The organism is Streptococcus parasanguinis, assembly GCF_047465465.1.
Lineage (GTDB): Bacteria > Bacillota > Bacilli > Lactobacillales > Streptococcaceae > Streptococcus > Streptococcus parasanguinis_AI.
Genome location: NZ_JASGZU010000003.1, coordinates 222,247 through 245,652, shown reverse-complemented (window position 1 = coordinate 245,652; position 23,406 = coordinate 222,247). Strand labels below are relative to the sequence as shown.

At 42.9% G+C, this 23,406-nt stretch carries 9 protein-coding genes; all 9 read right to left on the bottom strand.

Annotation, left to right across the window (positions count from 1 at the left end; all coding sequences use genetic code 11):
• Window positions 1-104: 104 nt before the first annotated feature.
• The 9 genes from QM351_RS07170 to QM351_RS07130 all read right to left on the bottom strand — a co-directional run bounded on the left by QM351_RS07170 (window position 105) and on the right by QM351_RS07130 (window position 22,953).
• Window positions 105-5,888 (bottom strand): KxYKxGKxW signal peptide domain-containing protein, encoded by a 5,784-nt coding sequence (locus tag QM351_RS07170; protein ID WP_414327091.1) that lies wholly within the window; start codon window positions 5,886-5,888, stop codon window positions 105-107.
• A gap of 181 nt (window positions 5,889-6,069) precedes the next feature.
• A complete protein-coding gene (locus tag QM351_RS07165; RefSeq protein ID WP_414327090.1) occupies window positions 6,070-12,297 on the bottom strand; it encodes an accessory Sec-dependent serine-rich glycoprotein adhesin in 6,228 nt (2,075 codons plus the stop codon).
• Between the two features lie 237 nt (window positions 12,298-12,534).
• Window positions 12,535-13,992 carry a glutamate--tRNA ligase gene (gene gltX / locus QM351_RS07160; protein WP_414327089.1) on the bottom strand — a complete coding sequence of 486 codons (1,458 nt, stop codon included), beginning with the start codon at window positions 13,990-13,992 and terminating at the stop codon, window positions 12,535-12,537.
• Between the two features lie 170 nt (window positions 13,993-14,162).
• The gene (locus tag QM351_RS07155; protein WP_195623595.1) at window positions 14,163-14,945 is read right to left on the bottom strand and encodes an alpha/beta hydrolase; all 783 of its coding nucleotides are present in this window, start codon (window positions 14,943-14,945) and stop codon (window positions 14,163-14,165) included.
• 70 nt (window positions 14,946-15,015) lie between these two features.
• The gene (locus QM351_RS07150) at window positions 15,016-16,677 is read right to left on the bottom strand and encodes a ribonuclease J (protein ID WP_003008950.1); all 1,662 of its coding nucleotides are present in this window, start codon (window positions 16,675-16,677) and stop codon (window positions 15,016-15,018) included.
• A 203-nt stretch (window positions 16,678-16,880) separates the two neighbouring features.
• Window positions 16,881-17,423: a hypothetical protein gene (locus QM351_RS07145; RefSeq protein ID WP_070590225.1), complete on the bottom strand. Its 543-nt coding sequence runs from the start codon at window positions 17,421-17,423 to the stop codon at window positions 16,881-16,883.
• Window positions 17,424-18,460: 1,037 nt separating this feature from the next.
• Entirely contained in the window at window positions 18,461-19,225 is a 765-nt protein-coding gene (locus QM351_RS07140) for an ABC transporter ATP-binding protein (protein WP_021154011.1), read from the bottom strand.
• On the bottom strand, window positions 19,222-20,088 hold the full coding sequence (locus QM351_RS07135) for an ABC transporter permease (RefSeq protein WP_003008955.1): 867 nt from the start codon (window positions 20,086-20,088) through the stop codon (window positions 19,222-19,224). Before QM351_RS07135 ends, QM351_RS07140 begins: the two co-directional genes overlap by 4 nt.
• A gap of 162 nt (window positions 20,089-20,250) precedes the next feature.
• Window positions 20,251-22,953: a GbpC/Spa domain-containing protein gene (locus tag QM351_RS07130; RefSeq protein ID WP_414327088.1), complete on the bottom strand. Its 2,703-nt coding sequence runs from the start codon at window positions 22,951-22,953 to the stop codon at window positions 20,251-20,253.
• Between the last annotated feature and the right edge of the window lie 453 nt (window positions 22,954-23,406).

Genomic DNA, 23,406 nt, shown 5'->3' with positions numbered 1-23,406 from the left:
TAATTTTCAAATTTTTTTGTAACACATAAAAAATAATTCATTCTACTAGTAAAAAAGTGAATCTCCTATGAGATTCACTCGAAAAAATGATTTTTCCTACTAGATCAGTTCCCCTTCTTTTTACGTCGGGTAAGTCCAGCAATTCCAGCTAACCCTGTAACAACCCCAAGAAGGGCTGATGTTACAGATCCTGTTTCGCCAGTATTTGGAAGGGCCACAGATTGGCTGTGTTTTTGTGATCCACTTGCTGATTCTGATGCAGACAATGACTCTGAATGAGAAATTGATTGGCTCATTGAGTTAGAGTATGAACCGCTACCAGATGTTGATCCTGATTGTGATTGACTCACTGAAACTGAAGTACTTACTGATGTTGAAGTTGATTCAGGTGCATAGGTACTCAATGATGCTGACTCAGATGCAGATACTGATGTCGAAACTGAAAGCGAAGTAGAGACTGACTGGCTTTCTGATACTGAACTGCTCAACGATGCTGACAATGATTCGGAGGTCGAGATTGATTCAGACGTTGATACTAATTCCGATGTTGAAACTGATTCAGACGTAGACACTGATTCGGATGTTGATACTGATTCGGATGCAGAAACTGATTCGGATGTTGACACCGATTCAGACGTTGATGCTGACTCAGATACTGACGCTGATGCTGATTCTGAGGTTGACACCGATTCAGATGCTGATGCTGACTCAGATGCAGAAACCGATTCGGACGTTGACAATGATTCAGACGTTGAGGCTGACTCAGATACTGACGCTGACTCAGATGTAGATGCCGACTCAGATGTAGATACTGACTCAGAGGTCGAGACTGATTCAGACGTAGACGCTGACTCAGACGTCGATACCGATTCAGAGGCTGAAACTGACTCAGATGTAGAGATTGATTCTGAGGTTGAGACTGATTCAGAAGCAGATACTGATTCAGACGTTGAAACGGATTCAGATGTAGATACTGATTCTGATGTAGATACTGATTCTGAGGCTGATACTGATTCAGACGTTGAAACTGATTCTGAAGTAGATACCGATTCAGATGCTGAAACTGACTCAGACGCTGACACTGATTCGGACGTTGAAACTGATTCAGACGTCGATGAAGATTCAGACGTTGAAACTGATTCGGATGCTGAGACCGACTCAGAGGTTGAGACTAATTCGGATGCTGAGACCGACTCAGAGGTTGAGACTGATTCGGATGTTGATACTGACTCAGACGCTGACACTGATTCGGACGTTGAAACTGACTCCGATGTCGATGCTGACTCAGATACAGATACTGACATCGAAACTGAAACCGAAGTAGAGACTGACTGGCTTTCTGATACTGAACTGCTCAACGATGCTGACAATGATTCAGATGTCGAGATTGATTCAGACGTTGATGCTGATTCAGAGGCTGACACTGACTCTGAGGCTGATGATGACTCAGATGCTGATGCTGATTCAGACGCTGACGCTGATTCGGACGTTGAAACTGATTCGGATGTAGACAATGATTCAGACGTTGAAACTGATTCTGATGTTGAAACTGACTCAGACGTTGAGACTGATTCTGATGTTGAAACTGACTCAGACGTTGAGACTGACTCAGACGTCGATACCGATTCAGAGGCTGATGCTGACTCAGACGCTGACAATGACTCTGATGCAGACACTGATTCTGATGTCGATGCTGATTCAGATGCAGACACTGATTCAGATGTAGATACAGATTCAGAGGCTGAGACTAATTCAGACGCTGATACCGACTCAGACGTTGAGACTGATTCTGATGCCGATACTGACTCGGACGCTGAGACTGATTCAGAGGTTGATGCTGACTCAGATGTAGATACTGATTCAGATGCAGATACTGATTCAGATGCAGACACTGATTCAGACGTTAAAACTGATTCAGATACAGAAACTGACTCGGATGTCGACACAGATTCAGACGTTGAAACTGACTCTGACGCGGACAATGACTCGGATGTCGAGACTGATTCGGACACTGAGGCTGATTCAGAAGCAGATGCTGATTCGGACGTTGAAACCGACTCAGACGCTGACACTGATTCAGACGTTGAAATTGACTGACTTTCTGATACTGACTCGGATTCTGAAACTGATTCTGATGTTGAGACTGACTCAGACGTCGATACCGATTCAGAGGTTGAGACTGATTCTGATGTAGAGGCCGACTCAGAGGCTGATGCTGACTCAGATACAGAAACTGATTCAGACGTTGACACTGATTCTGATACAGAAACCGACTCGGACGTAGACACTGATTCGGATACAGAAACCGATGCAGACGCTGAGACTGATTCAGACGTTGAAACCAACTCAGAGGCTGAAATTGACTCGGATGTTGATACTGATTCAGAGGCTGAAACCGACTCAGACGTAGAGGCCGACTCAGAGGCTGAAACCGACTCAGACGTAGAGGCCGACTCAGAGACTGATGCTGACTCAGAGGCTGACGCTGACTCAGACGCTGATTCAGAAGTTGACGCTGACTCGGACGCAGAGGCTGATTCAGAGACTGAGAATGATTCTGATGTTGAAACTGACTCAGACGCTGAAACTGATTCAGAGGTTGAGACAGACTCGGATGCAGAAACCGACTTAGATGCAGAAACTGATTCGGATGTCGATTCCGATTCAGACGTAGACACTGATTCAGATACAGAAACCGACTCGGATGTTGATACTGACTCGGACGTTGAAACTGACTCAGACGTTGATACTGATTCGGATGTCGAGAGTGATTCAGAAGCAGATGCAGATTCGGATGTTGATACTGACTCAGACGCAGAAGCTGATTCGGATGTTGATACTGACTCAGACACAGAAGCTGATTCGGATGTTGATGCCGATTCGGAGACTGAAACTGACTCAGAGGCTGACGCTGATTCGGATGTCGACACTGATTCGGATGCAGATGCAGATGCCGATTCTGAGGTCGACACTGATTTGGATGTTGAAACCGACTCAGACGCTGAAACTGATTCAGAGGTTGAGACAGACTCGGATGCAGAAACCGACTCAGATGTAGAAACTGATTCTGAGGTTGAAACCGATTCGGATGCTGATGTTGATTCGGACGTTGAGACCGACTCAGAGGCTGAAACTAACTCAGAGGCTGACGCTGATTCAGAGGCTGACGCTGACTCAGATGCAGAAACTGATTCTGATGTAGATGCCGATTCGGACGTTGAAACTGACTCTGAAGCCGATATTGATTCAGACGTTGAAACTGACTCGGACGTTGAGACTGATTCGGATGTTGACACTGATTCTGATGCAGATGCAGATGCAGATGCCGATTCTGAGGTCGACACTGATTTGGATGTTGAAACCGACTCAGAGGCTGAAATTGACTCGGATGTTGAGACAGACTCGGATGCAGAAACCGACTCGGATATTGAAACTGATTCGGATGCTGATACTGACTCAGAGGTTGAGGCTGATTCGGATATTGACACCGACTCAGACGTAGATACTGATTCAGAGGTTGATGCTGACTCGGACTTAGACACCGATTCTGAGGTTAACGCTGACTCAGACGTCGAGACTGACTCAGAGGTCGAGACTGATTCAGAAGCAGAGGCTGATTCAGAAGTTGACACTGACTCAGACGCAGAAGCTGATTCGGATGTTGACACTGACTCAGATGTAGATACCGACTCAGACGTCGAGACTGACTCAGATGTAGACACTGATTCTGACGTTGACACTGATTCCGACGCTGAGACTGATTCAGAGATTGAGACTGATTCCGACTCTGACACTGACTCAGACGTCGAGACTGATTCGGAGGTCGAAACTGACTCAGAAACAGAAACTGATTCAGAGGTTGATGCTGACTCGGATGTTGACACTGATTCAGATACAGAAACCGATTCGAACGCAGATACTGATTCAGACGTTGAAACTGACTCAGACGCAGAAGCTGATTCAGAAGTTGACGCTGACTCAGATGCTGATTCAGAAATAAATGCCGATTCGGATAGCGATACCGATTCTGACACTCGTTCACTCTCCGAAACTGAGGTGGAGACTGTTACGGACTCACTAGTGCTGGCTGATACCGAAGCTGATACAAGAGCACTCTTTGAAGCAAGCTCTGATGCACGAACAGATTCGAATCGGCTTGTCGAAATAGACTCTGAATTCGATACAGATTGACTATATTCTGTTGAGTCCATCGTTACCGCAACCAAATTACTTGCATCCGAATAAACCGGATGATCACCGTAGAAGATGAGAGCTTTTGCATTCACTCCACCTGACTGCAAGGGCACTGTAGGCACTACTATCACCTGACCAGAAGCATCGGCTACTGCTCTTCCAACTTCTTCGTCATTGTTATACAAAACGACTGTCGACCCAGGATTGGCACCTGTCACTGTTACAGGTGTCTGGGTATTCGCTTTCTCCAATAGTCGCGTCGTAACTGTAGGTACCGGAAGGTGCTTGACAGGGACAGTCACATCATTTGAAGTGTTATCTTTATAAGTAATAGTCACTACACCTGACGCTGAGACAGAATACTCCTTGAAGTCCTTCGAGCTCACAATTTGGGGATTAGAGGTCTTGAACGCTTCCCAGATCCTATCTTTCTCAACCTCTGCTAGATTGCTAGTATCGTTGACATAGAGCTCGGTCGCTACATCTCTAATCGGGTTACGAATGCCGTCATTTTGAGGTAAAACTTTAATTCGGAAAGAGCGATCAATAAACTGATTGTTCGAATTGGTAAAACGAACTGTAATCGTATAAGTCTTTCCGGGTTCTACGACCTCATTTTCTCCAACTTTCCCTTCGATCAACATAGGTGCGAACGGAGATTTCAGAGTCGCATTGGGAACTAAAACGCCTTCAACGCGCTCACTATTTGGAGCATATCCCATATAGGTCAAGATAACCCCACCATTTCGCTCTCTTACAATGTACTGTAGCTTAACAGGGTCTGAATTGTAAGCTGTAATCAAATAATTATTCGCAGGTCCACTCATGAAAAACGGCGCACGAAAACGATTCTCTGCATCTAACGAACTGCCCGTGCGCGGATCTCGTTGACCCGAAGTAGCACGGAGCACCGCATTAGCTAAGCGATTCCGAGCACTCTTTGCTTGGCTTTCAACAGCTTCAATTTGAATCGCTGGATTGGACAAACCGCTACGAATCGCTTCTAAAGCAAAATCTCCACTCTCAATCGCAGCTTCCGTTCCAGGTATCTCCAAAGCCTGAGCACGATAGGCGTATAAATCCAAAGCCAAGGCTTGTAGACGTTTTACGTCTTCCTCTGAGCGAGTGGTTTGATTCTCGTTTACTTTCTCACTGATTTCAGGATCCTGTTCAGAAACTAACGGACTGTCTACATGACTAACTGAACCACTTGTAACATAGGATTCGCTCAAAGAAACCGACTGTGATAAAGAACTGCTTTTTGAAACAGACTGACGACCTGACTCCGTATGTGATAGGGATTCACTGACAGACCGGTTCATTGATCCAGAATCTGTAGCAGATGTCGTTCCCAAAACAAAACTGTCCTGACCAACCACACCTGTTGTTGGAATGATTTCAGATTCGAGAAACGAACTCACCTCATTTTCCTCTGCCAACACAGGGGTAGCAATTGTAGTTGCTCCAGCAAGAGCCCCCAACACAAGGATCCCTTTAGAAATCGGAGCAGGAACTGGATCAGCAGAAGTTTCGAAAGGTCTCACGATTTTATCAGTCGCATCACCACGAGAGATACGAAAAAACCCTAGTTGCGAGATAGATGCCCGCACCCAAGTTTTTCCTGACTTGATTAATTTAAATCGCGTGATTCGCTCCGTTTCGCGAAAATCACCCTTCGAACGTTTAAAAAACATGTCCGCTCCTTAAAAATAAGATATCGAGTTATTATACACTAATTTTCCCCAAAAGTAACTAATTAAGACTAGTTTTTAACATAAAAAACAGCACACAAAAAGAGAACCCGGAGGTTCTCTTTTTGGATCCTTTTTCATTTCCCACATACCTGAAATGACCGAATCAAATTAGGGTAGAAGATTATTTTTCATCTTCTTTTTTGCGGCTTCCAAGTGCTGCAACCCCTGCAACACCTGCAACTGCTCCAAGAAGAGCTGAAGCTACAGATCCTGTTTCACCAGTATTTGGAAGTTGTTCAAGAGCTGGAGCTGGTTTAGATGATTGCTCAGGAACTGGGTTCACTGGTGTATTAGGTGTTGGATCTACCGGTGTGTTTGGTGTTGGATCCATTGGTTTATTAGGTGTTGGATCTACCGGAGTATTTGGTGTTGGAGTTGGTGGCACCGGAGTATTTGGTGTTGGAGTTGGTGGCACTGGAGTATTTGGTGTTGGAACGTTTGGAGTCTTCACAAGTTTGTAAACATAAGTAACGTTCTTATCACCTTCGATAACTTTACCAGTTGTTGGGTCAGTTGTTGTCAAGTGACCTTCACCGTCAACGTTACCTACTGGGTAGTTACCTTGTGGTACCAATTCATAGACTTTACCATCTGCAGTTGTGATTGTCTTAGGACGGTTATCCACAACTGTATCGTAGTCTTTACCTACTGGTTGGTCTTTTTCATCCACTACTGAAGTCTTGATCGTGTTACCATTTTCATCTACATAGTGAACGTATACATTACCCTTAGGTTGTACAGGTTCTTCGACAAGTTTGTAGATGTAAGTAACGTCTTTACGTCCTTCAACCACTTTACCAGTTGTTGGGTCTGTTGATTCAAGGTGACCTTGAGTATCTACTTTACCAACTGTGTAGTTTCCGACTGGTACGATTTCGTAAGTTTTACCTTCGAATCTAATGTACTGTGGACGGTTATCTTCAACAGTGTTGTAGTCTTTACCTACTGGTTGGTCTAACTCATCTGTTACTGATTGTTTAATAGTGTTACCTTCAGTATCTTTGTAGTGTACGTATACGCTACCCTTAGGTTGAGTTGGTTCTTCCTTCACTTCTTTGTAAACGTAAGTGATGATTGAACGTGGTTTATCAACTTTACCTTTAATTGGATCAGATGATTCCAAGTGTCCATCGCCATCAACTTTACCTACTGGGTAGTCACCTTTCGGTACGATCTTGTATGTCTTACCGTCTGGAGTCTTGATAGTATTAGGTTTTTCACCTTCCTCAGTTGTGTTATATGGTGTGTCATATGGTGAGTTTGGTGTGTCTTGACGAGGTTTTTGAATTTCTTTACCATTTTCGTCTACGTAAGTGATGATTACGTCACCTTCTTTAGGTTTCGTTGGATCTTCTTTCACTTCTTTGTAAACGTAAGTGATGATTGAACGTGGTTTATCAACTTTGCCTTTAATTGGATCAGATGATTCCAAGTGTCCATCGCCATCAACTTTACCTACTGGGTAGTCACCTTTCGGTACGATCTTGTATGTCTTACCGTCTGGAGTCTTGATAGTATTAGGTTTTTCACCTTCCTCAGTTGTGTTATATGGTGTGTCATATGGTGAGTTTGGTGTGTCTTGACGAGGTTTTTGAATTTCTTTACCATTTTCGTCTACGTAAGTGATGATTACGTCACCTTCTTTAGGTTTCGTTGGATCTTCTTTAACCTCTTTATAAACATAAGTAATCTTAGAAACTGGTTTTTCTACTTTACCTTTGATTGGATCAGAAGTTTCAAGATGTCCTTCACTATCAACTTTACCTACCGGATAATCACCAGCCGGTACACGTTCGTATTTCTTACCTTCAAACTCAATGTACTTAGGTTGTTCATCGTTCTCAGTAGTGTCATAAGGCGTGTTGTAGTCTGACTTAGGAGTATCTTGACGTTGGACTTTAATTTCCTTACCATCATTCTCACGGATATAAGTAATAATAACTTCACCTTGAGGTTTTTCACTTTCAGAATTTGATGAAGAGTTAGATGCTGATTGTGATACAGATGTAGAAAGTGATGTTGAAGCTGATGTGCTCAATGATGCTGATTGACTAGCTGATACAGAAGCTGATGCTGAAGCCGATGTACTCAATGACGCTGATTGACTAGCTGATACAGAAGCTGACTCAGACGCTGATGTACTCAATGATGCTGATTGACTAGCTGATACAGAAGCTGACTCAGACGCTGATGTACTCAATGACGCTGATTGGCTTGCTGAAGTAGATGCTGATGCTGAAGCCGATGTGCTCAATGATGCTGATTGGCTCGCAGATACGCTTGCTGATTCAGACGCTGATGTACTCAATGACGCTGATTGGCTCGCAGATACGCTTGCTGATTCAGACGCTGATGTGCTCAATGATGCTGACGCTGACTCAGATGCTGAAACAGATTCAGACGTTGATGTTGAAGCTGATTCTGATGCTGACTCAGACGCTGATGTTGATTCAGAAACTGATTGGCTTGTTGAAGCTGATTGTGATTCTGAAACAGATTGCGAAGCTGATTCTGATGCTGATGCTGATGTGCTCAATGACGCTGATTGGCTTGCTGATACGCTTGCTGACTCAGACGCTGATGTGCTCAATGATGCTGATTGACTTGCTGATACTGATGCTGACGCTGAAGCCGATGTACTCAATGACGCTGATTGACTTGCTGATACTGATGCTGACTCAGAAGCTGATGTGCTCAATGATGCTGATTGGCTTGCTGAAGTAGATGCTGATGCTGAAGCCGATGTACTCAATGACGCTGATTGGCTTGCTGAAGTAGATGCTGATGCTGAAGCCGATGTACTCAATGACGCTGATTGACTTGCTGAAGTAGATGCTGATGCTGAAGCCGATGTACTCAATGACGCTGATTGGCTTGCTGATACGCTTGCTGACTCTTGCGCTGATGTGCTCAACGATGCTGACTCAGATGCCGATACTGACGCTGATTCTGATGCTGATTGGCTTGCTGATTCTTGCGCCGACGTGCTCAACGACGATGACTCAGATGCTGATACCGATGCTGATTCCTGTACTGATTCAGACAATGATGTAGAAGCTTGTTCTGATACAGACTGTGAGTTAGATACAACTTCTGATAATGATTGTGAAGCTGATTCTGATGCTGAATTTGAACCTGAATCTGATTGAGATTCGTCTTTCAACTTATAGATATAAGTAACATTCTTCTCACCTGAAGCCACTTTACCAGTCGTATCATCATCACCTGTCCAGTGACCTTGGCTGTCAACTTGACCTACTGGGTAATTACCAGCTTCTACAAGTTCGTAAGTTTTACCTTCAAATTTAATTTCTTTAGGACGATTATCTACTACAGTATCATAATCCTTATCAAGTGGTTGATCTTGCTCATCAATAACAGATCCCATGATCGTATTTCCGTTAATATCTTTATAATGAACAAAGACACTTCCAACTTCTTCATAAACGTAAGTAATGGTTGATTTTGGTTTGTCAACTTTACCAGTAATAGGGTCTGAAGACTTCAAATGACCGTTTTCATCAACATCTCCTACTGGGTAATCACCTTTAGGTACAATCTTATATGTCTTACCATCAGTGGTCTTGATGATATTTGGTTTTTCACCTTTTTCAGTTGTATCATATGGTGTATCATATGGTGATTTAGGTGTATCTTGACGAGATTTTTGGATTTCGTTACCTTTCGTATCTACATAAGTGATAACAACTTCACCTTCTTTTGGTGTTTCTTTCACTTTATAGATATATGTTATATTCTTATCTTCTTTAGCTACTGTTCCAATAACATCATCTGTACCTTTAACTGTAGAAAGATTAGATTTAACTAGATTACTTTCTCCACCAACCTTACCAACAGTATAATCTCCTGCTTGAACACGTTCATAGGTCTTACCATTGTACTCAATTGTGTCTGGGCGATTATCTACTACTGTGTCATATTTTTTGTTGATAGGTTGTTTATCTTCATCTGTTACTGATGCTTTGATTTCGTTACCTTCAGTATCTCTATAGTGAACATAAACACTTCCTTTTTCGTCTGACTTAACAAAGTAATAATTTACATCAGTCGATGGTTTAACTGCAGATGGAACCGAGTAGTTATTTGAGAATGAAGTGAAACCTTTCAATCCTATGTAAGAAACTTTACCAGTGGAATCTGTTACTTTGTCCTTCGCAACTACATCAGCATTACGTCCAGCAATCAAGTTCCATTTGTTATTTCCTTTACCAGCTGGTGTTAATGATACATCTGGTGCCCCTGTAAATGGTTTTGCAAATCCTTCAGTAACCTTAGTTTCATCGTGCGTAAGGTTAACTTTTTCTGTAGTAGACTGCCAACCAGTAATTACTAGGGAGTTGCTACCTGCAGTTTCGACAACATCAATATAATAGTCACCATTTTTGCTGTTTACACGAGTAGTTTTTGATCCCGTTGAGTTCCATGTATCACCAGCTTTATTTACAGATGATGTGTAAATAAGTGTGTATTTAGATACATCTTCTGTACCAACATCACTTGCACTGAAGTTGCTTACTTGCGATGGATCAAGAGCATATAATTTCGTTACTGTTGAACCATTGGTATCTACAACTTCTGAAATACGTTTTACGTAGTAGTGGTTGGCTCCACCTTGAAGTTCAACCAATTTTTGACCAACAACTCCCTTACCAAGGATACCTGATGTTTTTTGAGTTGCGTCTGTTGTTGCTGGAACTTGTTTGTACCCCTCAATAGTACGGTTTCCTGAAGCTGTGAATTGTTGCCCTGCAAGACCGGTTTGCGTATAGCTTGCAAGAACTGTTTCATTTCCAGTTGGTTTGTATGTTTGACCTTCTGTGTACTTGCTACTGTCAACGACTTTATAGTAAGTTGTTTGATCAGCTTTCGCATAAGGAACAGAAGTTTGAACGTTTTGTTTGTCTTCACCTTGGTTACCTGGGTAGTTGGTATCACGGATTTGAAGTGTTTCATACTCAAGGTTCGCATTTACCAATGAGAAGGTTACGTTACCTGGATTAGTTCCGTTAGCAGGTGCGTATGTCAAAGTGTTGGTTACATCAGAGTTGTTGTTGGTGATGTAGCTTGGAAGTGAGATATTGCTTTCTCCAGCATGAATAGTACGAGTGTAAGCTTCTGTACCATCAGACTTCTTAACGATACGCAAGTAAACATCTGGGTTAGCTGAAAGGCTACCTGTGATTGCTGAACGGTCCACTGAAAGTGTAGCGTAGTAATCAAAGTTTGTTTTAGCACCAGTAGCGTGGTTTGTTTTAAGGAATTGCCATACACCGAAAGTGAAACGATCTGTGTTTGGATCCAAAGCATAACCAGCTTCATTGAAGGCTGCATCTTCAATCGTTGCACCATTTGCATTTGAGATAACCGGCTTAGTAGCTACACTACCAGAAGTAGATGTTGAGATTGGTGCCAACTGAGCTGAAATTGCTGGAGCACCGTTTACTGTTGTGTTTCCAGTAAATCCTGCTGCAGTCAAGGTTGCCATCATGTCATCTACTGACTTGCTCAAACGTTCGCGTTGGTCTGCGTATGATTGAGCTGAAGCATTGGCATTGATCAAGCTGTTGCTTGCTGTCAATTCTGTTTGAACTTTAGCGATGGCAGCTTCAAGTGCTGCTTTCTTTTCTGGAGCTGAAACAGTTGCTGAGTAGTCTCCTGCAATCTTGTTCAACAATGCTGCTTCTGAAGTGTTTTGTTCCAAAACAACTTTATCTTCAGCTTTCGCTACTGTTGTAGTGCTTTCTACACTTGCTTCAGAGCCAGCTGCTACAGTTGATTCGCTTGAAGCTGCTGAAAGTTCTGCTGAACCTTGTTCGCTCAATGAAGCTGAGTGAGATACAGATACGCTTGTAGAGGTTGAAGCACTTGCAGATGCAGAAGCGCTAGCTGATTCTGTTGTTGATTGAGATTCAGTAGTTGACTCAGTTGTTGATGCTGTTGTTGATTCAGACTGAGATTCTGTTGTTGATGTTGTTCCAAGGACTGTACTTCCTTGTTCTACAAGTGCTTCACTTGAAAGCTCAGATGCAGTCGCAACGTCTGATCCTGTTTCATCTGCTTTGGCAGTATTCGCTACTGTAGCTGCACCAAGAACAGCCCCTGCTGCTACGATCCCTTTGAGCAAGCCACGGCTTGTCATTTCTTTCACTGATACTGCGTCTTCACGCACTTCAGCTACAACAGTCTCTTCGACTTGACCACGAATGACCTTCAAAAGACCAAAGTTAGAAGTCGCAGCACGCAACCAGTTTTTACCTGATTTGATCAATTTGAAACGAGTCACACGATCCGTTTCACGGAATTCACCGTTCGAACGTTTAAAAAACATTTCTGTCTCCTTATTACATTTTTTATTTCCCTTACATTATAGACTAATGTGTCGATTTTTGGAAGCAATTATCCTTAATTATTGCTATTTTTTTATAATTTTTGTTTTAGATAGTAATAAAATCGTTTTCAGTAGGATCAATTTGTCAAACCGGGGCAATTTTTTGAAAAAACCCTATAATACTTTTACTTTAGAGGTAAAACAAAAAGCCCCATTTAATAGGGACTTTTCTGATAATTATCTGATTTTTTCCAACATACTTTCAATGTGTTGGATGGATTTTTCGCGTCCAAGTAAATAGATGGTATCTGGCAATTCAGGACCATGCATTTCACCTGAAACGGCGATACGGATTGGCATAAAGAGATTTTTCCCTTTGATCCCAGTTTCTTTTTGAACCGCTTTGATTTGTGGGAAGATATTTTCTGCCACAAACTCATCGTCTGACATGGCTTCAAGTTTTGCTTTGAAGGCTTCAAGTACAGTTGGCACAGTTTCACCAGCCATGACTTCTCGCTCAGCTTCTGTCAATTCTGGGAAGTCTGAGAAGAAAAGGTCTGTCAATGGAACGATTTCATCCACCGACTTCATTTGTGGTTTGTAGAGTTCCACCAATTTTTCAGCCTTATCAGTCAAACGACCTGCTTCTTCAAGGAATGGTTTGGCCATTTCAAAGATGGTCGCAAGATCCGCATTCTTGATGTACTCATTGCTCATCCAGTCCATTTTCTTTTGGTCGAAAGCAGCTGGAGACTTGCTGAGACGATGTTCATCAAAAAGTTTGATGAGCTCTTCGCGAGAGAAGATCTCATCTTCCCCACCAGGGTTCCAACCAAGAAGAGCGATAAAGTTAAAGACTGCTTCTGGAAGGTAGCCCTTCTTACGGTAATCTTCGATAAATTGAAGGGTGTTGGTGTCCCGTTTAGACAACTTCTTACCAGTTTCAGAATTGATGATCAAAGTCATGTGACCGAACTCTGGTGCTTCCCATCCAAGCGCTTCATAAACCATGAGCTGTTTTGGGGTATTGGCAATGTGGTCATCTCCACGGATAACGTGAGAGATTTGCATATCGTGGTCATCGATCACAACGGCAAAGTTGTAAGTTGGGTAGCCATCTTTCTTCTGGATGACCCAATCCCCACCGATATTGCCACCTTCAAACTCGATATCGCCTTTGACCATATCATGCCACTTGTAGATACCAGACTCATTCACTGCCAAACGAACCGTTGGAATGATGCCCGCTGCTTCACGTTCTGCGATATAAGCAGCTTTTTCTTCTTCGCTCATGCCGAGATATTCGTTGATATAGCGAGGTGTTTCACCCGCAGCTTCTTGGCGTTCACGTTCAGCCGCTAACTCTTCTTCAGTGACGTAAGATTTGTAAGCTTTTCCTTCCGCCAAGAGTTGGTCGATGTATTTTTGATAAAGTGGTAGCCGTTCTGATTGGCGGTAGTTTTCGTGCGTCTCAGGGCTTTCATCCCAGTCCATGCCCAACCAACGAAGGTTTTCAAGCTGTGAACGTTCTCCGTCTTCGACATGACGTTTGCGGTCCGTATCTTCGATACGGATGATAAAGGTTCCACCATGGTGGCGCGCATACAAGTAGTTAAACAATGCTGTACGAGCATTTCCGATGTGTAGTAGCCCTGTTGGACTTGGTGCATAACGCACACGAATATCTTTTGCCATTTTTCTCTCCTCTTATCTTGTTCGCTATTTCTAGCTCATTTTTCAATCGTTCCTATTATACCACAAAGAAAGCAGGACTGAAATGAATAAGTGACCTTTCTAGCCTTTCTTCCTATATATATGAAAAAGCCAGAACAAATGCTCTGACTGATATCCAATCTATTTGTATCTTAGCTTAACCGTTCTTCTAATTCAAAGTCGATTGGTAGGGTTTGTAAAAAGTGCTCCAACTCACGTTCCCAGTAGAACCATTCGTGCTTGCCTGGACTGTGGGTATAGGTGACATCCAAACCTAACTTTTCTAGTTCCTTGACTTCAAAATTATTGGCCTCATAAAGGAAATCCTGCTCCCCACACCAGATCCAGAGTTTGGTCTTCTTATCTGAAAACTTCTTGGCAGCAGTCTCTAGCGAATAGGGACTGGTCGTCCAATCCTCAATCTCTCCAAAGATCCCCTTCCAAAAAGCTGGTTGTTCCAAGTCATTGTTTTCAAAATCTCGATCGTGGAAACTTAGGGCACCGGAAAAACTAGCCGCACGAGAGAAACGATTTGTCTTGAGAGCCAAGAGCATCGATCCATAGCCGCCCATGGATAGGCCAGCAATAAAGGTCTTCTCCCGTTTCTTGGTCATATTAGGGAAGAAGCGAGAAAGAGTCTCTGGCAATTCCTCTGCAATGGCCGTGTAGTAGTTGTAGCCATACTGGGTATCTGTGTAAAAGCCATTATTGGTATTGGGGAGGACCACGATTAGATTGGTATTGCGCAAAATGCGTTCCACATTAGTCCGCTTCAACCAGGAATGGTGGTTGCCATTCATCCCGTGTAAGAGATAAAGGACTGGGATATCCGTATCCGCTGGATCTTCCACGCGCGATGCATCAGGATAAAGGACGGACACGCCCCACTCCATCTTCAAGGCTTCTGAATAATACTCAATCTGCATAACTGCCATTTGATTTCCTCTTTCTACTGTTAAAAACACTCGGCAAGCCTCTGGCTGCCAAGCGTTTCCATTTCTTCTATTATTTCACTTCCATCACGACTGGTAGGATGGCTGGACGGCGTTTGGTTTGTTCAAATAAGAACTTAGACAAGTTGTCACGCACCAAACCTTTCAATTCCCCCCAGTCAAAGCTGTCTTGTGCCAAATAGTCTTCAACACTTTGGTTGACCAATTCGCAACTTTCACGAAGAATATCCCGACTCTTCTTGACATAGACAAAACCACGGGTGTGCACGCGCGCTTTGGAAATAATCTTCTTCTCTTTGCGATTCACGGTGAGCGCCACGATAAAGATCCCGTCTTCTGACAAGACCTTGCGGTCACGAAGGACGATATTGCCCACATCACCAATGGCATTCCCATCGATCATGACATCTCCAGCTGAGACGCTACCGGCAGGGACGAAGTCCCCCTTTTCGTACTCCATCACAGTGCCGCGTTTTGGAATAAAGATATTTTCAGGCAAGATACCGACTTCCATCGCTACTCGTGCATGGGCATCCAATTCGCGGTATTCCCCTTGGATCGGGAAGAGGTATTTAGGACGAAGAAGGTTGATCATCAACTGCAAGTCCCGTGCGTTTCCGTGACCAGACACGCGCAAGCTTGACGTGATCAATTTGACAATGCCACCTGCTTGGTAGATCATGTTTTCCACACGAGCCACCACAGCTTCTTTAGCAATAGATGGTGTTGTGACGACGTAGACCAAGTCCCCATCTTTGATTTCCACATAACGGTGACGACCAATCGACATCTTGCGCAAACCGTTGATCGGCTCACCCATCCGGCCTGTTTCCAAAATGATCAATTCATGATCTTCAAAACGGCTCATTTCTTTTGGCTTGATCAAGAGTTTTTCGTTGGCAAGAGACAATTTGTTCAAGCGAATAGCTGTGCGGACGATGTTTTCCACATCAAACCCTGTCAAGACCACTCGACGGCCAGTCTCAGCCGCAGCGTCAAAGACCTGCTGGATCCGAGAAAGGTTGCTGGCTACCGCCGCCACGATGACACGACCATCCCAGTCTGCAATCGTATCTAAGATAGCATCGCCCACTTCTTGCTCACTGGCAACTTGAATATTACTATCCGCATTAGCCGAATCACTCAAGAGGGCAAGCACACCTTCGCGTCCAATCTCAGCTAGGCGAGCAAAGTCTGTCGCGTACGACTCGCTGGCAGTTTGGTCAAATTTAAAGTCTCCTGTGTAGACGATATTGCCCTCAGGAGTGCCAATCACAATCCCGATACTTTCAGGGATGGAGTGGGTTGTTTGAAAGAAAGATACGACGGCATCACCAAAATCAATCTCAGAATTCTGATCGATGACATGGAAGTCGTTGAATTTCTTCACACTGTCATTGCTTTTGACAAAGAGTTTAGCCAACTCAATGGTCAACTCTGTCCCGAATACAGGGACTTTCGCTTCCGCCAAAAGATAAGGCAAGGCCCCAATGGCATCCGCATGACCGTGGGTCAAGAAAACACCCGCAATACGGTCCTTATTTTCAAATAGATAATCCATGTTGGGGATGACGACATCCACCCCAAGTTGCTCATTTTCTGGATACTTCAAACCTGCATCCAAGACAAAAATTGAATCGTTCACTTCGGCAACGTAGAGATTTTTTCCATTTTCTCGAACACCGCCAAGAGTGACTAATTTAATACTACTCACTGTTGTCTCCTTTAGTGTGATTATTTTAATACTTACGGTCCTTGGTTGCCCAAGTCGAATTACAGCTTTGCAAATACTTGCATATCCACTCTATTATACAATTTTTTTCTCTTTTTTTCAAAAAGCTTTCCACAGCAAAAAAGTCCTCTCATCTGAAGTAGATGAGAGGGCTTCTAGGCGCCTATTTTTAGGGGGAAAAGACCCTAAAGATGATAATCTCCCCGTTTATTTTCAATGATCCGCATAGCTGCCTTGATCACATGAAACTTGCCTAACAATTCCTCTAGGCGCTTACTATTTCGCTCGCTCAATTGGCCGTTCTTTACTGCTTGGGACAGGCGATAAAAATCATCCAAGTCCTCCCCAATGTTTTCAAACAGCTCTTTGGCTTCCTTGAGTCGGTAGCGATTGACTAGGTGGTTCACATCTTTTTTGAAGGAAGCGACATTGTTTTCGTGAATGTCCGTATAGGCTTCCTCTTCTTCCTTAGATTCTTGGTAATTAACCGCCTTAAAACAGGTGATAAACTCCCGACTTTTGATATTGCAGACAAAGATGACACCATCACTGGCTACATAGGCTTCTGTATTAGCTGGTTGAACCGCATTACTATCATAAGGAGAGAGGGAGGGGAGGTGTTGGTTGATCCACCTGTTCAGGTGCTGATCATCTACGCCAAAGCGCTCAAAAGCTCTTTGCCGAAAATGGTCACGACAACTATATTCTTGCGCATACGACAATCCCATACTCTCACCTCCTCCTGGGTATTTTATAAAAAATGGCCTCCAGTCTTACGGGACTAGAGGCCTGGTCTGCTTCGCTGACTTGGTGCAATTAACCTATTGGCTAACAAAACAATGTTTATGATGTTGATTTCATTTAATAGTATTTGTGTAAAATACCAGAGGTTTTCTTTGCTATCCCAAATCTAAATTTATGAGCTTTCGACTGGACGCATTGAAGTTTGAAAACCTTTATAAAAAGCTTCTACCTACTATTTCCACGTTTTCTTATGTCTCCGGACAAACTAAGCAGGCTTGCCCGACCGTCCAACCGATCCGACACACACGACATAACTGCTCTTTTACGATAAGAGCATGAACAGCTATCAGCAAAACAGGCCTAAAACGAAGTAACCTAAATTTTAACTCGATAAGGCATTGGTATCAATCCCTTCTTCATCTTTCTAACTACATTATACTCACCTACCTGAGTGATTGCAAGCGATTTCAGCTGAAACTAGTTCCTATTTTTATGTGGTTTTATAGATGATTTAAGAAAAAGAAAAGAAGCTGGGACAAAAGTCCTAGCCTCTCAATTATTTTTGGATTGTCGAGTAAGACGCAGTGGTTGAGTGGGCTCTACTACGCTGATTTCACCAGCTTTTACAGCCCTACTCAACTGTGCGGAGGTGGGACGACGAAATCGAATTCTAACGAATTACCGATTTCTGTCCCACTCTCTAGCATGCAGACAAACTACTTCCACATCAAACAATCTAAGTGATATCGCTTCTGTCCTACTCCCTATTTTGACTTTGCATTTTACGGGCTTTGTATCTTAGTAATTGAACACGCCCTAAATGCTGTGTGAAAAAGATAAATTCTCTTGTGAGCATCGCTCACTGCAAGAATTTCCTATTTTCACTTTGCATTTTACGGGCTTTGTATCTTATTAAATGAACACGGGCTGCGGATTGTGTCAAAAAGATGAATCCTCCTAGAATCTGAAGATTCTGCGTCGTATTCCCTATTTTGACTGTATCCGCTACGCCCTTTGTATCTTATTCTTTCTCAAATAATTCATAGTAGTCTGCGATGGCCATTTGGGCTTTTTCTTCTTGATTGAGATCTTGGACGATATGTCCATCTTTCATCACAATCAAGCGATTGCCATATTTCAAAGCATCTTCCATATGGTGGGTGATCATAAGGGCAGTGAGAGCATCTTGTTTCACAAACTCATCCGTCAAGGTCATCAGAGCCTGGCTGGTTTTCGGATCCAAGGCTGCAGTGTGTTCATCTAATAGCAAAAGTTCTGGACGTTTTAGTGTCGCCATCAACAAGCTCAAAGCTTGACGTTGCCCCCCTGATAGAAACTCAACTGCTGTATCGATATGATTTTCCAAGCCATTGCCGATCTTAGCAAGAACTGTTTGAAACTCTTCTTTATAGCTTGCCAAGTGACGCGGAATCAAACCACGTTTTTCTCCACGAAACTTCGCTACCAAGAGATTTTCTGCCACTGTCATACGAGGCGCTGTTCCCATTTTAGGATCTTGAAAGACACGAGATAGGTACTTGGCTCTCTTCTCAGGAGAGTAGTTGGTCACGTCTTCCCCTAGAATATAGATCTTCCCGCTACTAACTGGAAGTGTCCCAGCAATGGTATTAAAGAGGGTTGATTTCCCAGCTCCATTGCCCCCTAAAATCGTGATAAAATCATGCTCTCGAATTTCCAAGGAGACATCATCCAGAATGACTTTTTCTTCATTCATCCCATTGCTCACAGCTTTGGTTACATTTTTTAATTCTACAATTGCTGTCATTTACTGAGTTTCGCTCCTTTCATGATTTTTCCCTTAAAGGTTGGAATCATCAGGCAGATAGCCAAGATCAAGGCACTGAAGATTCGGATATAGCTTGTATTGATGCCAAGCGCAATCACGGCCCAAATCAAAAATTGGTAGGCGATTGAACCGATTGCAATACTGAGCAAGCGCTCTGTCAAGGTGACATTTGAAAAGAGAACCTCTCCAATAATGAGGCTGGCAAGCCCGATAACGATGACACCAATCCCACGTGAAGCGTCCGCATAGCCTTCTTGTTGAGCCATCAGTGCACCAGAAAGAGCAATAATCCCATTTGAAATGACCAAGCCCATCAATTCCATCCGGTCGGTGTTGATCCCAAAACTTTTGGCCATGTCTGGATTGTCCCCTGTCGCAATATAGGCTTGACCCAAGCGTGTATCCAAGAAGAAGATCAAACCAAGGATCACAAGCGTTACGAAAATTAAACCAATCAGGATCTCATTAAACCCACTGGCAAAAGGAAGAAATTCCTGAATTTTTTTATAACCCAAAAGTCCCAGATTAGCCCGCTGCATGACAAAGAGAATAACCGAGTTACAGGACGTCATCACCAGGATCCCTGACAAGAGCGTGGGGATTCTTCCTTTTGTGTAGAGAAGGCCCGTTGCAAGTCCCGCTAAGCATCCTGCACCAATAGCAGCCAGCGTCGCAAGGAGCGGATTGACCCCCTTGGTAATCAAGGTAACCGCCACCGCTCCTCCAAGCGGGAAGGACCCTTCTGTCGTCATATCTGGAAAATCTAGAATTCGGAACGTCATAAAGATTCCTAACCCTAAAATGGCCCAAATCAAACCTTGTGAAACAATTGAATTAATCATAGTTTCTCCCTTCGATAATAGTAGTTTAATTGTATCACAAATATGGAGGAGAACCTATAGGAAATTGTCATCAATTCCCTTTTCATGCATTATAAAAAAACCAAAAGGTTGTGCCTTCTGGTTTTTAATCGTGATATTTTTTTAAAGGATTAAAAGAAAATCTTAGTCTTCTTTTTTCTTTCGAGCAAGACCCAAACCTGTTGCGATCACACCAAGTAAGCCAAGGCTGGTAAGAGCGGTTGCTGATTCTGTACCTGTGTGTGGCAATACTTCTTTCACCTTCACAACATCTGAGACCAAATTTTCTTCAACTTTTTGCTCTACCATTGGCGCAGGCGTATGGTAGCCAATAGTTGGTTTAGGCTCTGGCTTAGGTGCTGGTTGTGGTTTTGGCTGTGGTTTTGGCTGTGGTTCTGGCTGTGGTTTTGGCTGTGGTTTTGGCTGTGGTTCCGGTTGTGGCTCCGGTTGTGGTTCTGGCTGTGGTTCCGGTTGTGGTTCTGGCTGCGGCTCTTCTTTTGTAACAAGAATATTATTTTTATGCCATTCTACAGTCGGTTTTACAGTTTCTTTTAGCACCGGATCCTTTTCCAATTCAGGAGCTGTTGGCTTCACTGGTTGTTCAGGAACTTTTGGTTCTACCTTGTAAAGTGGACAAGCCGGCGGAACAGGAACTTCCTTTTCAGCTGGAACATCTTTGATTTCAGGTTTTTCAGGGGCTGTTGGAGCAGTTGGAGCGGTTGGTTTCACCGGCTCTTCTCCTGGATCTTGTGGAAAGGCAACATTTGAATTGATTGAGAACCAATAGAGGGTTGCTTCATCCGTAGCATTCGCTCCCTTAGCAGTGAACTCAAGATGGCCGTCTTTCAAGACAACTGCACCACCACCATAGTAGAGATACGGACTTTTTGGATCATCCCATCCCTTAGTTGAACTTGAAGGATCCGCATTAAAAGTTGCACCTTCGTTCATGTACTGGTTTTGTTCCTTGGCAAATACTTCTTTTGTAGTTGGATCTTGGTCAACACTAGAATTTGGCAATTTAATAAATTCTTTATTTCCAATATTTACAGACTCTACGTGAGGTGTATTTTGGTGCTTCATCCGTGGGGTATAGGTCAAAATCCCTGATCCCGCATCAACTGCATAGGTGCCGACAATATCAGAATTATCCCCAAATTGATAGTCTTCTGTTCCGATAGAATGACCATTTCCTCCACCAGAAGCATTGACCGTCGTCACATCAAGGACAGTTTCTTCACTGACTGAGAAGCCATTCCCATCCCAAGTTGCTTTTTGACCAACGATCTTCAATGGATTATCAGCATCATTAAAGACTTGAGCGCTACCGAAGTTTGCATAGCCACGCTTCACAGCGACATCTGCTCCATCAAGACTAGGGTTACTACCATCTGAATAAGGATCCCAAGTTCCACGAACAGTGTTTCCATTGATATCTTTAGCTTCTACAAGAAGGGCACGAGGTTTGTCATTTTCAACATAAGAAGCTCCATTCCAGTGGTTTAAGGAATTCAAAGCCAAAATGGCATTATGGTTAGCTAAATTAATCAATTGATCATTTTCATCATAAAATTCAACATCAACACCAACTGTGACGGGTTGGTCTGTGTCAGTTGAGCTTCCGATCGTCATTGTTACCGCTGGATCATTGTAAATTTGAACGATTCCTCGACCGTCATTAGATGGCAAGCTTTTCACTTCATACTTGTAGACCACTTTAGCGATACTCTTGATATCACGACCTTCTTTGATATTAGCCTGGCGAAGACCCTTGTAAGTGACATCGAACTTGTCTCCAACTTTAACGACTGCCCACTCGATTTCATTATCTGCATATGGGTTCGTTGTTGTCAAATCGGAATCTTGTAGGTTCTTGGTTTCATACATCTTGGTAGCTTTACCGTCCCCATACAAGCGAGATTGACCTTCTTTTGTCAAATACGTAGTAAGACCTGTTGTTTGGTGGTAAAGCGTCGTTGTTTCCCCATCTGCCAACTCTTCTGGAAGTAAGGTCAAATCTTGTTTGTACTTCTCAGGGTTTCCACCACGCTCTGCAACCATCTTATTGAAGGCATCTTTAGCATCATCGTATTGCGCTTTTTTCTTCTTGTATAGTTCATTATCAATCAAGTAAGCTGCTTGCGCTTCATCATAGAGGCGCTTTTTCTCCTTGTAGTCGGCTAATTTGATATCGTAAGCCTTTTGGGCCAAATTGTTTTCTGTCTCAACGGCTTGTTTGGCTTTAACAGACTCAATATAAGCTTTAAAAGCAGTTTGGTATTCTTCAAAGGCTTTTTCATAAGCCGCTTTTGCAGCCTGATTATCTGCTAGGGCTGCAGCATTTTCAGCCACTGCTTTTTCGTAAGCAACTTGCTCTTTGTTATAGGTTTCAACTTCCTTGTCATAAGCTACCTGAGCCGCTGCATTTTTCGCATCTACAACTGCTTTTTCCTTCTCATAAGTTGCTTGATTCGCTGCAACTTCTGCCTTATAGTCTGCTACGGTCTTATCCATAGCAATGGCTTGCTTCGCATAATCTTGCTCAGCAGTTTTTTCATCTGCTTGGGTCTTTGCTTCTGTTTCTGTAACTTCAAGTCCAGTAGTTACCGCATCGGTTTTCGCAGTCTCTAAATAATCTGGTACAGCAACTTCTTTAGTCTCAGTTGTCGATCTTGTTGGAGTAGCCGTTGTTGAAGTGACTGTTGTAGTAGCTGAAACAACTTCATCTGCAGAAACAGATGCAGCACCTGCTACTGCAAGAACCGTAGCGACTGCTACAGAACCAAAAGCGACAGACGTTTTACGCAAGGCATATTTGGTAGTCTTGCTATCTTTAATTAGTGACATATAATTCCTTCTAACCTCTTTTTCAAATTTCTCCTTACAAAAATCAACACTTTAAATATTAATGTCGATTTTTGTAAGGAGATATTAACACTTGCCCCCTTATGTGTCAATATTATTTTTTGATTTTTTTCACATCTCCATTCAAATTTTGCTTCTTTTTTGATAAAACTCCTTGTTTATAAAAGCTTTCTTTTTAGTTTTCTTCTATATATGTCAAACGTTTGACATCTGATTTTTGCCGGTTCATTTTTCTAAAAAAAATTTTTTAACTTTATTTACAGAAATAAAAATAGAATAAACTGCAGAAATTCTTTTACTAATGGGCCTTACAGCTTATGCAAACGTTTCTCCTTGTTTTGTTTTTTATCACTAATTTGTACTATTTTTAAAATGCGGGGAAATTTTGTGTCAAACGTTTTTTGGTTTTTCATTTTTATGAATCAAAAACCCCTA